Genomic DNA, 13,313 nt, shown 5'->3' with positions numbered 1-13,313 from the left:
CGGCGCAATACAGACTTACGGTTCTCGCAAACGTTCCCCCAAAGTACCCCCGGCGAGTGGAAATCGTCTGCCCGGGGCGGGCCCAACTCCTCACCACGAGGAGTGCGGCCCTTCGCCGTTCCGGCCCTTGTCGCGGGGAACCTTCGCGATCGTCCCGGCCGAAGGCCGCCGCGGACACGGGAGTCGAGGCCGACGCGGGAGACAGGGCGCCGGTGAGGCGAGGGAGACGGGGGAGGCGGTGTCCCCGCGGGACAGGGGGTGGCCGTCCCAAGGCGCGTACGGAGGGCGCCGGATCCGCTCGGGGCGGACCGGGTGAATGCTGGGAGACTCACCCGGTCCGCGAGCCAGGACCGGCGGGGGGAGTGCCGGCCCGGATGGTGCGTGGCTTGTGACGACCATGGCGTGCGACAACGTTGTCTGATGGTCTGCACATGACTCTACCGCCTCAACAGACAACGATGTCAAGCATGTTGACCGGAGCAGTGGCGACGGGCTGGGCCGGCGGGGTGGGAGCCGTGCGCGCCTGACGCGTCGGACGCGGTCTTCCGTGGTACGGGTGGCGCACGTTACTGTCCCTGCGGCTTGTGCGACCCGTGGTGCGCGACCCGTCCGAAGGAGGAGGGGCCGCGTCATGCGTTTCCGTCCGTCAACCGTCCTGCTCGCCGTCGTCCTGGCGGCCGGCGGGATCACCCCCGCGGTGGCCGCCACCGCCGCCCCGCCCGACCTCGTCCGTGACCCCGCCGCCTACGTCGATCCGCTCATCGGCACCAAGAACGGCGGCAACGTCTTCCCCGGCGCCGTCGTGCCCTTCGGGATGCTCTCCTGGAGCCCGGAGAACACCCGCGGGGACGCCACCCGCACGGCCGCGCCCGGCGGCTACCAGTACGACGCCACCCGCGTCCGGGGCTTCAGTCTCACCCACATGTCCGGCACGGGCTGCGCGGGCGGCAGCGGCGACATCCCCTTCTTCCCGTACGCGGGCGAGGTGACCTCCTCCCCGGCGAGCGACACCAAGGACGCGGTGTACGCCGCCGACTTCGCGCACGCGGACGAGACCGCCGAGCCCGGCCACTACAAGGTCGGCCTCTCCTCCGGTGTCACCGCCGACCTCACGGCGACCGCGCGCACCGGCTCGGGCCGCTTCACCTTCCCGGCGGACAAGGCGGCCTCGCTGCTGATCCGCACCGCCAACTCCGAGGTGGGCTCGACGGCTTCGGACGTGCGCATCGACCCGGCGACCCGGACCGTCTCGGGATCCGTCACCTCCGGGAACTTCTGCGGATACCTGGACCCCGAGGGCCAGCGCGACTACTACACCCTGTACTTCACCGCCCGCTTCGACCGCTCCTTCAAGGCGACCGGCACCTGGCAGGACGACCGGCTGAGCCCGGGATCCACCCAGGCGAGCGGCGGCACCGGAGGCTTCTCCGGCGGCGGCCGCCCCGCCGCGGGCAAGGGAGCCGGCGGCTACGTGGAGTTCGCCCCCGGAACCGGCCCGGTGAACGTCAAGGTCGGTATCTCGTACGTCAGCCCGGCGGGCGCCGCCGCCAACCTCAAGGCCGAGAACCCGCCGTCCCGGTCCTTCGACTCGGTCCGGTCCGCCGCGCACCGCGCCTGGCGCGACCGGCTCGGCGCGATCAGGGTCGGCGGCGGCAGCGACACCGACCGCACCACCTTCTACACCGCGCTGTACCACGCCCTCCTGCATCCCAACGTCATCAGTGACGCCGACCGCAGATACCGGGGAAGCGACGACAAGGTCCATGTCGTCGGCCGCGGCCACCGGGCGCAGTACGGCACCTTCTCCGGCTGGGACGTCTACCGCTCCCAGGTCCAGCTGCTCACCCTCCTCAGCCCGGACACCGGCTCCGACATCGCGCAGTCGCTGTTCGAACTGGCCCGGCAGAACGGCGGGGTCTGGGACCGCTGGCTGCACGGCGCGAGCGGCACCCACGTCATGAACGGCGACCCCTCACCGGCCGCGCTCGCGGGCATCCGGGCCTTCGGCGGCACCGGCTTCGACCTGCGGGGCGCGCTGAAGTCACTGGTGAAGGCGGCGACCGTGCCGACCGAGCAGGACCTGTCCTCGGCGGGCAAGCCCGTCCTGTCCGTGGGCCAGCGCCCGTCGCTCGACAAGTACCTCCAGCAGCACTACATGCCGTCCGTGTCCAACGCCTGGGGCGGCGCCGCCGAGACCCTGGAGATGTCCGGCGCCGACTTCGCACTCTCCCAACTGGCCACGGCGGCGGGGGAGAAGCGGACGGCGGCGGACTTCGCCGAGCGCTCCCAGTGGTGGCAGAACAACTTCAACATCGCGGCCGACCGGACCGGCGGGTACATCGCCAACCGCAAGGCCGACGGCAGCTGGGTCACCGGCTTCACCCCGGCCACCGGCAACGGCTTCGTCGAGGGCACGGCCGCCCAGTACACCTGGATGGTCCAGCACAACCCGGCCGGGCTCTTCGCGGCGATGGGCGGCCGTGACAAGGCGCTCGACCGCCTCGACACGTTCTTCCACAACGCCGACGGCAGCTGGGCGTTCACGGGCAGCGGCGGCGACAAGTCGGAGCTGGACAACGAGCCGTCGATCAACGTCCCCTACCTGTACGACTACGCGGGCGCCCCCTACAAGGCACAGGAGACCGTCCGCGCGGCCATGAGCAGGCTGTGGTCGACGCAGCCCGGCGGCATCCCCGGCAACGACGACCTCGGCGAGATGTCGTCCTGGTACGTCTTCTCCGCGCTCGGCATGTACCCCCAGGTCCCCTCCCGTGCCGAACTCGTCCTGTCCTCACCCCTGTTCACCCACGTCAAGATCGCACGACCGGGTGGCAACGACATCGTCATCCGGGCGGCGGGCGCCGCGGCGGACGCTCCGTACGTCCAGTCGCTGAAGGTCGACGGCCGTACCACTGGGCGTCCTTGGCTCCCGGCCTCGTTCGTCCGCGACGGCGGCACCCTCGACTACACGCTCTCCGGCACCCCGAACCGCACCTGGGGCAGCGACCCGGCCGCGGCCCCGCCGTCCTTCCGCGACGGTGAGCAGCCCTACCAGATCGGTGTCGGCCCGACCGCGGCGACGCTCGCCCCGGGCGGCACCACGCGGATCGACATCCGCGCGCTGTCGCTGAGCGGAGGCACGGGCCCCGAGGTCCGCTTCCACGTGGACACGCCGGACGGAGTGACCGCGACCCCCGCGGACGGAACGGTGACCGACGGCGCCCGGTCGATCACCCTCACCGCGGGCGACACGGCACGGCAGGGCTTCTACGACGTCAAGGTCACCGTGACGTCCGGGACCACCTCGTACGAGCAGCCGGTGGCGCTGACCGTCGCCGCTCCCGGGTCGCTCCTGGCCGCCTACGACAACACCGGTGTCTCGGACGACGCCGGCGACCACGACGAGGCCGACTACGACGGCGGCGGCTGGAGCTACTCCCGGCAGGCTCTCGCGGACGCGGGCCTGACCCCGGGCGGCCAGGGCACCGTGGACGGTCTCACCTACACCTGGCCCGACTCGCCCGCGGGCCGCCCCGACAACGCGACGGCGAGCGGCCAGAGCATCGAACTCGCGCGTCCGGCCGCACAGTTGTCCTTCATCGGCAGCGCGGTCAACGGAAACCAGCGGGCCACGGCCACCGTCACCTACACCGACGGAAGCACCGACCAGGTCGACCTCGCCTTCACCGACTGGACGGTCGGCGGCGGGGGCGGCACCGTCCAGTACGGCAACGAGACCGTGGCCAGGGCCGCGTACCGCAACGTCGCGGGCGCGGACAAGGACCCCGTCGCCACGTACGTCTTCGCGACGAAGCCCTTCTCGGCCCCGGCCGGCAAGACCGTCAAGAGCGTGAAACTGCCCGACAACGCGGATCTCCACGTGTTCACCCTCGCCGTGAACTGAGCGAAGAGGGACGGCGGCCGCCTGGCCGGTACGAGAGAGCGGGCGCGGAGAGTGATCTCCGCGCCCGCTCCTGTGCGACGTGGCGTCAGGCCAGCAGCTCCACCTCCGCGAGCGTCGCCGACCCGTCGAGGACCAGACGGTAGTGCGCGTACGAGCCCGGGTGCGCCACCGAGAACGCCCGGGTCTGCTTGTCCCACGCGAAGGACTCGCCGGAACGCCGGTCGAGGTCGGTCCACTTGGTGCCGTCGGACGAGCCCTGCAGGACCCAGCCGGCCGGAGCCTTCGTGTGGTCCCCGGACGACGTCAGGGTGTACTGGACGCCCTTGGCCGAGGCCGCCGTCGGCAGGTCCACCGTCGTGACGGTGGCGTCCGTCGCCGAGGTGTTGTCGAAGAGCGCGCCCTCACCCTTCAGGACGTCCGCCCGCGGCGCGGGCACCTTGTCGTCCTTCGTGATCGAGACGGGCGCCGCGTTCCTGCCGCTGCCCCACGAGGACGGCTTGGACCCCATGTCGAACTCCAGCACGCCGCCACGGGAGATGAGCGAATGCGGGAGCGAGGTGGAGTTCCACCTCTTGCCGTTGAACCGCACGCCCTGCACGTACACGTTCTTCGCGCTGTTCCGCGGTGCCTTCACGACCAGGTCGCGGCCGTTCTCCAGATGGACCGTCGCCTTGGTGAACAGCGGCGAGCCGATGGCGTATTCACCACTGCCCATCACCAGCGGATAGAAGCCGAGCGAGGAGAAGAGGTACCAGGCCGACTGCTCGCCGTTGTCCTCGTCACCGTGGTAGCCCTGCCCTATCTCACTGCCCGTGTAGAGGCGGGAGAGGACCTCGCGGACGTCCTTCTGCGTCTTCCACGGCTGGCCGGCCGCGTCGTACATGTAGGTGACGTGGTGGGCCACCTGGTTGGAGTGTCCGTACATGCCCATCCGTACGTCGCGGGCCTCGGTCATCTCGTGGATGACCCCGCCGTAGGAGCCCACGACGTCCTGCGAGGCCGTCTCGGGAGTGGCGAAGTACGTGTCGAGCTTCTGGCCCAGCGCGTCCTGGCCGCCGTACAGATTGGCCAGGCCCCGCGAGTCCTGGGGCGCGGTGAACGCGTACCCCCAGCCGTTCGTCTCGGTGTAGTCGTACCCCCACACGCGCGGGTCGTACTTCGCCGAGTCGACGCGCCAGTCGCCCTGCGCGTCACGGCCCTGGAAGAACCCGGCCTTCTTGTCGAAGAGGTTCACGTAGTCCTGGGCGCGGTTGAGGAAGTACGCGGACTCCTCCTTGTAGCGCTTCTTGCCGGTCTTCTTGTAGAGGGCCTCGCCCATCTTGGCGATGCCGTAGTCGTTGACGTAGCCCTCCATGGCCCACGAGAAGCCCTCGCCCGTCGCGGTGGACGTGTAGCCGAGGAAGGGGGACGTCGTCATGCCCTTGCGGCCCACACCGGAGGCCGGCGGGACCACCGTCGCGTTCTTCACGGCCGCGTCGTAGGCCGCCGCCGCGTCGAAGTGCACGCCCTTCACGTACGCGTCCGCGAACGCCACGTCGGAGGAGGTTCCGGTCATCAGGTCCGCGTACCCGGGGGAGGACCAGCGTGAGGTCCAGCCGCCGTCCTTGTACTGCTGCACGAACCCGTCGACCATCTCACCGGCCTGACCGGGGGTCAGGAGGGAGTACGCCGGCCAGGTGGTCCGATAGGTGTCCCAGAAGCCGTTGTTGACGTAGACCTTGCCGTCGACGATCTTCGCGCCGGTGTGGGTCGGGGTGTCCGGACCCGGCATCGCGGAGAACGGAGACGCGTACTGGTACTTCGAACCGACCTTCTCGAAGCCGGAGTTGGGGTACAGGTAGAGCCGGTACATGCTGGAGTACAGGGTCGTGAGCTGGTCCGGCGTGGCGCCCTGGACCTCGACCTTGCCCAGCAGCTTGTCCCACTGCTTCTGGGCCCGCGCCTTGACGGTGCCGAAGGACGTGCCGTCGGGGATCTCCTGGCGCAGGTTGTCCTTGGCCTGGTCGACGCTGATGAGCGAGGTGGCCAGCCGCAGCGTGACACTGTGGTCGGCGCCGGGCTTGAACTTCAGGTAGCCCTTGACCCCGGAGGACGAGCCGTCCGTCACCGGCGCGTCGAAGACGCCGTACACGAAGAGCCGTGTCGCGCCCGTCGACAGCCCCGACTTCACGTCGGAGTAGCCGGTGACCACCCCGTTGTCCTTGTCGAGGGTCAGCCCCGCCTGCTCCGTCACGTTGTCGAAGACCACGCTCGCGTCCGCGCCCGGGTAGGTGAAACGCAGCGCCGCCGCGTGGTCCGTCGGGGCCATCTCGGCCTTGAGACCGTTCTCGAAGGTCACCCCGTAGTAGTACGGGCGGGCCGTCTCGTTCTCGTGCCTGAAGGCCAGCGCGCGGGCGGTGCGCGAGGTGTCCGGGGTGCCGGACGCGGCCGAGGGCATCACCTGGAAGGTCTGCCGGTCGCCCATCCACGGGCTCGGCTCGTGGCTGGCGCTGAACGCCTCGATGGTCGGCAGGTTGTCGGCGTTGTTCGCACGTGCGTAGTCGTACAGCCAGCTCAGCGAACCCGCGTTGGTCACCGGGGTCCAGAAGTTGAAACCGTGCGGCACGGCGGTCGCCGGGAAGTTGTTGCCGCGCGAGAACCCGCCGCTGGAGTTGGTGCCGCGGGTGGTCAGCGCGTAGTCCGACAGATGCGCCTTGGGCTTCTCGGGCGCGACGGTCTTCAGCGCGACGTCGTCCAGCCAGCCCCGGAACTTGGCCGGGCCCTTCGGGGAGTCGTACGCGAGCAGGATCCGGTCGACCGTCTTCCCGGCGGCGACGGAACCGATCCGCGAGGCGACGTCGTTCCACTGGTTGACGTAAAGGATCTTGGCCGCGCCCTGCCCCTGCGGGGTGAGCGCGAACCCGTGCTGGTCGACCGGGTTCAGGTCGCTCAGATGGGTGCCGTCCGTGAACGCCAGGTCCACCGACACGTTCGTGGCGTCGTAGTCCCGGTCACCGTCCGCCATCGACGGGAAGATCCGGTACGCCAGTTCGGTGTCGCGCCCGACGGCCACGTTCACGTCGAAGACCTTGTTGTACGAGTACGCCCGGCCGTCCGCCTGGTGCGTTCCCGCGTAGCGCAGGGCCCGTTTGCCCGTGAAGCCGGCGCCCGCCTTGGCGGTCGGGGAGCCGCTCGGCCCGCGGTCCACCAGCGAGAGCATGTCCTTGGGCGTCGGGTCGTCGGTGCCGCCGGTGGAGAACTGGACGTCGGCGAGCTGGAGGATGCCCCCACTGTGGTTCTTCGTGATGTCGAGCCTGAAGTGCTGGTACTCCACGGGGCTCGCGATGTCGTACGACTTGGTCTGGAACCGCTCACCGAACGACTCGCCGGAGCGGGTGTCCAGGGTCTTCCAGTCCTTGCCGTCCGCGGAGCCCTGCAGCGTCCAGTCGCCGGGGTCGCGCTCGTCGTGGTCGTTGGCCGAAGTGAGCGCGTAGGTGACGACCTTCACGGGCGCGTCGAGGTCGAACTCCACCCAGCCGGTGGGCTCGAAGGTCAGCCACTTGCTGCTCGACTCACCGTCGACGAGGTTCTCCTTGACCTCACCGGATCCCGAGTTCTCGGCGCTGGCGCGGACGTCCGTGACGTGGTCGGTGACGTTGCCGGGGATGCCCGTGCTGTAACCGCCGTCGACCCCGGACGACCGCTTCTTGCCGTCGGGTCCCGTGTCTACGGTATTGATCCAGTCCGGCGCGGGATCGCCCGATTCGAATGAGGAGGCGAACTGCCGGTCGGCGGCGGCCCGCTGGGCCGGAAGGGCAACCGCCGTGCCCTGCGAGGCCACGATCAGAGAAAGCGCTGCCACCCCCAATGTCATCGAGGAACTCCATCTCGGCCGGGCCGAGGAACTCCGTCGGTATCGAGCTCCGTACTGCATCCGCGAGGACCCTCCCTGCTTGTTTTGCGCGTTCACCTCAGGGCGCTCCAGCCGGATTCGGGAGTGCGGCCCGCTCGGCCCCGAGGGCCCACGTGCACTCGTTCTCCCGATACCGGCGCGCCCCTTCGACTCACTCGCACGCGCGCGGACAACGTTGTCAATTCTGCTGCGCAAGGACCAGTAGGGAGTCAAGTTGTCAGCGGTGTCAAGGGTGTTGGATGTGGCATCCGGGGAGAATGTCGCGCGGCGAGGTGCGCATTACTCCCAAGGCGGGAGATTGACGCCGTGTCGATCTTCTGCCGGGGAGGGGTCGGTCGCCCCATATTTCCGGGAGGTCTCAACTCGGAAAAGACCCGCGGGCAAACCTGCATTCGATCTTGCTCCGCTGGCGGGAAGTGGACTATACCTGTCGGCATCCGCCCAGTCGTTCGACGGCCGCGGACAGGCATGTACCAGGGGGAATCGGGCGTCGGCGGCCGTTTACAAGGGCAGGGATCGCCGCGTTGACCCACTGAATCCCTCATGCACGACCCCAGCTTGACCTAACCGCGGTGCCGGGGAGGATCCGGTTCACCGCCTGAGTCCTGGAGAAGGCGAGGACTTGAGCATGGGATCCACTTCCGCCGAGAACAGCAGCCCCGAAGGTGTCGGCCGGCGCGATCTGATCAAGCGGTCGGCCGCACTCGGTCTGATCTCCGTACCCACGATGAGCTTCCTGTCCGCGTGTGCGAGCGGCGGAGGCGACGACAACTCCGGCGACAAGGGCAAGGACAAGGCCAAGACCAGCAAGACCAACCCCTTCGGTGTGGCAAAGGGCGGAAAGCTCGACGTCGTCGTCTTCAAGGGCGGTTACGGCGACGACTACGCCAAGGCCTGGGAAGCGGCGTTCGACAAGAAGTGGGGCACCACCAGCGCCCACACCGGCACCCAGGAGATCACCGGCAAGCTCCAGCCGCGCTTCAACGGCGGCAACCCGCCGGACATCGTCGACGACTCGGGCGCGCAGCAGATCAAGCTGGACGTGCTCTACAAGAACGGCAACCTGCTGGACCTGGCCGCGGTCCTGGACGCCCCGTCGATCGACGACCCGTCCAAGAAGGTCCGCGACACCCTGATCCCGGGCACGCTCGACCCGGGCCTGCAGGGCGGCAAGGTCGTGTCCCTCAACTACATCTACACGGTGTGGGGCCTCTGGTACTCCGGCAAGCTCTTCAAGGAGAAGGGCTGGGAGGTTCCGAAGACCTGGGACGCCTTCCTCGCCATCTGCAAGGAAGCCAAGTCGCAGGGCATGGGCGGTCTCGCCCACCAGGGCAAGTACCCGTACTACATCAACGTCGCCATCATGGACCTGATCGCCAAGCAGGGCGGTCTGGACGCCATGAAGGCGATCGACAACCTGGACCCCAAGGCGTTCGTCGGCAGCGACGCGGCGGCGGCGGCCATCGACGCGATCTACGAGGTCGTCGAGAAGGGCTACCTCATGCCGGGCACCAACGCCCTGACGCACACGGAGTCCCAGACCCGCTGGAACCAGTACAAGGCCGCGTTCATCACCTGTGGTTCCTGGCTGGAGAACGAGCAGCTGAAGCAGACCCCCACCGACTTCGACATGAAGTTCATGCCGATGCCCAGCCTGTCGGGGGACAAGCTGCCCTTCGAGGCGATCCGGGCCGGCTCGGGCGAGCCCTTCATCATCCCCGCGAAGGCCGGAAACCTCGCCGGGGCCCAGGAGTTCATGCGCTCCATGCTCTCCAAGGAGTGGTCGACGCTCTTCGCGCAGAAGGCCAACTCGCTCACCATCCTCAAGGACGGCGTGAGCGACGGCGTGCAGCTGCGTCCCGGAACGCAGTCCACCGTCGAGGCCTCCAAGGCGGCCGGCGACAACACCTTCAACTACCTGTACCCCAACTGGTACAGCGAGATGGACGTCTCCATTCAGAACGCGTCCAACGAGCTGATGGCCAAGCGAATTCAGCCGAAGGAATGGCTGAAGCGGGCCCAGGCGGCCGTCGACAAGGCCGCCAAGGACCCGGCTTCCAAGAAGAACCACCGCGACTGATCACGCACACCCGGAACACCAGGGGCAGGATGCCATGCGAAAAGGGCAGTACCGGTTCGTCGCGGGGTTTCTCCTCGCACCTTTGGCGCTGTATCTGATCTTCGTGATCTGGCCTTACGTACAGACCATCGGTTACTCCTTCACCGACTGGAAGGGCCAGTCCCAGACGTTCAGTTTCGTCGGCCTGGACAATTACAAGGCGTTGTTCCAGGACGACGTGTTCATGGGCGCCATCTGGCACAACATCCTGTTCCTGGTGTTCATCCCGGTGATCACCATTCTGCTCGCCCTGTTCTTCGCCTTCATGGTGAACGCGGGCGGCCGGGGCGGCGCCGGAGGTGTGCAGGGCGTCGCGGGATCCGGCTTCTACAAGATCGTCTATTTCTTCCCGCAGGTGCTGTCCCTCGCCATCGTCGCGGTGCTCTTCGGAGCGCTCTACCGCAGTGACAGCGGCGGTCTGCTCAACGGAATCCTGATCAAGCTCGGTCTGGAGAACGGCAACAATCCGATCGAGTGGATGAACGAGCCCGACCTGGTGATCTGGTGCCTGATGGCGGTCGTCGTCTGGCACGGCGTCGGCTTCTATCTGGTGCTGTTCTCCGCGGCCATGCAGTCCATCCCGAGGGACATCTACGAGGCCGCGCTGCTCGACGGCGCGAGCCGCACGCACACCTTCTTCCGGGTCACCCTGCCGCTGCTGTGGGACACCGTGCAGACCGCCTGGGTCTATCTGGGGATCATCGCCATGGACATGTTCGTCCTGGTCTCGACGATGACCCAGGGCACCGGGTACGGCGGCGGACCCGACCACCACAGCGAGGTCATGGCGAACGTCATGATGCGCAACTTCCTCTACTACGGGAAGAGCGGCTACGCCTGCGCCATGGGCGTCATCATGCTCCTTCTCACCCTGATCCTGTCCGTCGTCACGCTGCGCGCCACCCGCCGCGAGCGCATCGAGTTCTGAGCGGGAGACAGACGACTATGAGCGCACCCATCACCGAGCCGACGAAGGTCGGCGGCGCCGGCGTACCCCCGCAGCGGACGGCCGGCAAGACTCCGGCGCGCCCCGGCGACCGGCGCAGCGAGGGCATGACCCTGAACGTCTTCTCGCACGGGTTCCTCGTCCTGTGGGCCGTGCTGATCATCCTGCCGCTGCTGTGGCTGGTCCTGAGCTCCTTCAAGACCGACGCGCAGATCGGCGGTTCGGCCCTGGGCTGGCCCTCGCACTGGGATTTCGACGTCTTCCGGCGGGCCTGGAACAAGGGCATCGGCGACTACTTCGCGAACACCCTGATCGTGCTGGTGTTCTCGGTCCCGCTGACCATGCTGCTGGGCTCCATGGCGGCGTACGTCCTGGCCCGCTACGAGTTCCCGGGCAACCGGATCGTGTACTACTTCTTCGTCGGCGGGGCCATGTTCCCCGTCTTCCTCGCCCTGGTGCCGCTGTTCTTCATGGTCAAGCGTCTCGACATGTTGAACACGTACCAGGGACTGATCCTGGTGTACGTCGCCTACTCGATGCCGTTCACCGTCTTCTTCATGCACTCGTTCTTCCGCACGCTTCCCACGGCGGTCTTCGAGGCGGCGGTGCTGGACGGGGCCTCGCACTCCCGGGCCTTCTTCCAGGTCATGCTGCCGATGGCCAAGCCCGGTCTGCTGAGCGTCGGCATCTTCAACGTGCTGGGCCAGTGGAACCAGTACATCCTGCCGTCCGTGCTGATGCAGCCGCAGACCAGCGCCGATCCGGAGCGATATGTCCTGACCCAGGGGCTCATCCAGCTCCAGCAGCAGCAGGGGTACGCGACCGACCTGCCGGTGCTCTTCGCGGGCGTGACCATCGCGATGGTGCCCATGCTCATCGTGTACCTGTCCTTCCAGCGGCAGGTCCAGGCGGGTCTCACCTCGGCCACGCTCAAGTAACGATCCGGCCCTCTCGCGCACCCGCCACCCCCGCCACGGGGGTGGCGGGTGTGTGTCGGGGCGGTAACGGAAACGGAACGGGGCTTGTCGTCCCGGATTTCCCTCAAGGACTTGACTGCGGTAACCCGTTCAGCGGAGCTTGGAGTTCACAACTTGTAAGTGACCCGGGTTCCGCTGCTGTGACCCGGATCACACGGGCGGCATCGGGGCCGTCCGGCTGAGGGCAGGAGTGGATGAGTCGATGGAGACTCCGGGGTCGCAGTCGTCGCTGCACCGAGCCAATCTGGAGCGTGTCGTGCGAGCGGTGCGTCTTGCCGGATCGCTCACGCAGGCGGAGATCGCGAGGACGACGGGCCTGTCCGCCGCGACCGTTTCCAATATCGTCCGGGAGCTGAAGGACAGCGGAACGGTCGAGGTCACACCCACTTCGGCGGGTGGCCGCAGGGCCCGCAGCGTGTCCCTGAGCGGCGACGCCGGCATCGTCATCGGAGTCGACTTCGGTCATACGCATCTGCGCGTCGCGATCGGCAACCTCGCCCACCAGGTGCTGGCCGAGGAGTCCGAGCCGCTGGACGTGGACGCCTCGGCCGCCCAGGGGTTCGACCGGGCGGAAGAGCTGGTCAGCCGCCTGATCGCGGTGACCGGGGTGGACCGTACCAAGATCGCGGGCGTGGGGCTCGGGGTGCCCGGCCCGATCGACGTCGAGTCGGGGACCCTGGGGTCCACCTCGATCCTGCCGGGCTGGACCGGCGCGCGGCCCGCCGAGGAGCTGCGGGGGCGGCTCGGCGTGCCCGTGTACGTGGACAACGACGCCAATCTGGGCGCGCTCGGGGAACTGGTCTGGGGCAGTGGCCGCGGGGTCAGGGACCTGGCGTACATCAAGGTCGCGAGCGGTGTCGGCGCGGGCCTGGTGATCAGCGGCAAGATCTACCGCGGGCCGGGCGGCACGGCCGGTGAGATAGGGCACATCACCCTCGACGAATCGGGCCCGGTCTGCCGCTGCGGCAACCGGGGCTGCCTGGAGACCTTCACGGCGGCCCGGTACGTGCTGCCGCTCCTGCAGTCGAGTCACGGCACCGATCTGACCATGGAGGGCGTGGTCAGGCTGGCCCGTGACGGTGACCCGGGCTGCCGGCGGGTCATCGCCGACGTCGGACGTCATATCGGGAGTGGTGTGGCGAATCTCTGCAATCTGCTCAACCCGAGCAGAGTGGTGCTCGGCGGTGATCTCGCCGAGGCCGGCGAACTCGTCCTGGGGCCCATCAGGGAGTCCGTCGGGCGCTATGCGATCCCCAGTGCGGCCCGCCAACTGTCGGTGCTTCCAGGGGCACTTGGCGGCCGCGCGGAGGTTCTCGGGGCGCTCGCGCTCGCACTCAGCGAGATGGGCGATTCGACCCTTTTGGACGGATCGCTGTCCGCCGTTACCCCTGCCTTCACTTAGAGAACGCATGGCACCGTTGCCATCTCGTTAAGTATTTACTTCTTGACGTCGCACGTGTGGCCGAGTTGACTTC

General features: G+C 68.2%; 6 protein-coding genes. 5 read left to right on the top strand and 1 reads right to left on the bottom strand.

Annotation, left to right across the window (positions count from 1 at the left end):
• Positions 1-631 precede the first annotated feature (631 nt).
• Positions 632-3,904: a GH92 family glycosyl hydrolase gene (locus ACFV2J_RS11760; RefSeq protein WP_385438327.1), complete on the top strand. Its 3,273-nt coding sequence runs from the start codon at positions 632-634 to the stop codon at positions 3,902-3,904.
• Between the two features lie 85 nt (positions 3,905-3,989).
• Here the strand turns inward: ACFV2J_RS11760 and ACFV2J_RS11755 are convergent, their stop codons facing one another.
• The gene (locus ACFV2J_RS11755; RefSeq protein ID WP_385438325.1) at positions 3,990-7,757 is read right to left on the bottom strand and encodes a GH92 family glycosyl hydrolase; all 3,768 of its coding nucleotides are present in this window, start codon (positions 7,755-7,757) and stop codon (positions 3,990-3,992) included.
• 667 nt (positions 7,758-8,424) lie between these two features.
• Here ACFV2J_RS11755 and ngcE point away from each other — a divergent pair.
• The 4 genes from ngcE (at position 8,425) to ACFV2J_RS11735 (ending at position 13,240) form a co-directional block, all read left to right on the top strand.
• Positions 8,425-9,876, top strand: a complete 1,452-nt coding sequence (ngcE, locus tag ACFV2J_RS11750; RefSeq protein WP_385082478.1) for an N-acetylglucosamine/diacetylchitobiose ABC transporter substrate-binding protein — start codon at positions 8,425-8,427, stop codon at positions 9,874-9,876.
• Positions 9,877-9,910: 34 nt separating this feature from the next.
• Positions 9,911-10,843 carry a carbohydrate ABC transporter permease gene (locus ACFV2J_RS11745; protein WP_385082479.1) on the top strand — a complete coding sequence of 311 codons (933 nt, stop codon included), beginning with the start codon at positions 9,911-9,913 and terminating at the stop codon, positions 10,841-10,843.
• 17 nt (positions 10,844-10,860) lie between these two features.
• Positions 10,861-11,799, top strand: a complete 939-nt coding sequence (locus ACFV2J_RS11740) for a carbohydrate ABC transporter permease (protein WP_385082481.1) — start codon at positions 10,861-10,863, stop codon at positions 11,797-11,799.
• Positions 11,800-12,040: 241 nt separating this feature from the next.
• Positions 12,041-13,240: an ROK family protein gene (locus ACFV2J_RS11735; protein WP_385082482.1), complete on the top strand. Its 1,200-nt coding sequence runs from the start codon at positions 12,041-12,043 to the stop codon at positions 13,238-13,240.
• Positions 13,241-13,313: the final 73 nt, after the last annotated feature.

The sequence above is a fragment of the Streptomyces sp. NPDC059668 genome (assembly GCF_042734135.1).
GTDB lineage: Bacteria > Actinomycetota > Actinomycetes > Streptomycetales > Streptomycetaceae > Streptomyces.
The sequence above is the reverse complement of the archived record's forward strand: the minus strand, read 5'-3'. Positions and strand labels throughout refer to the sequence as shown.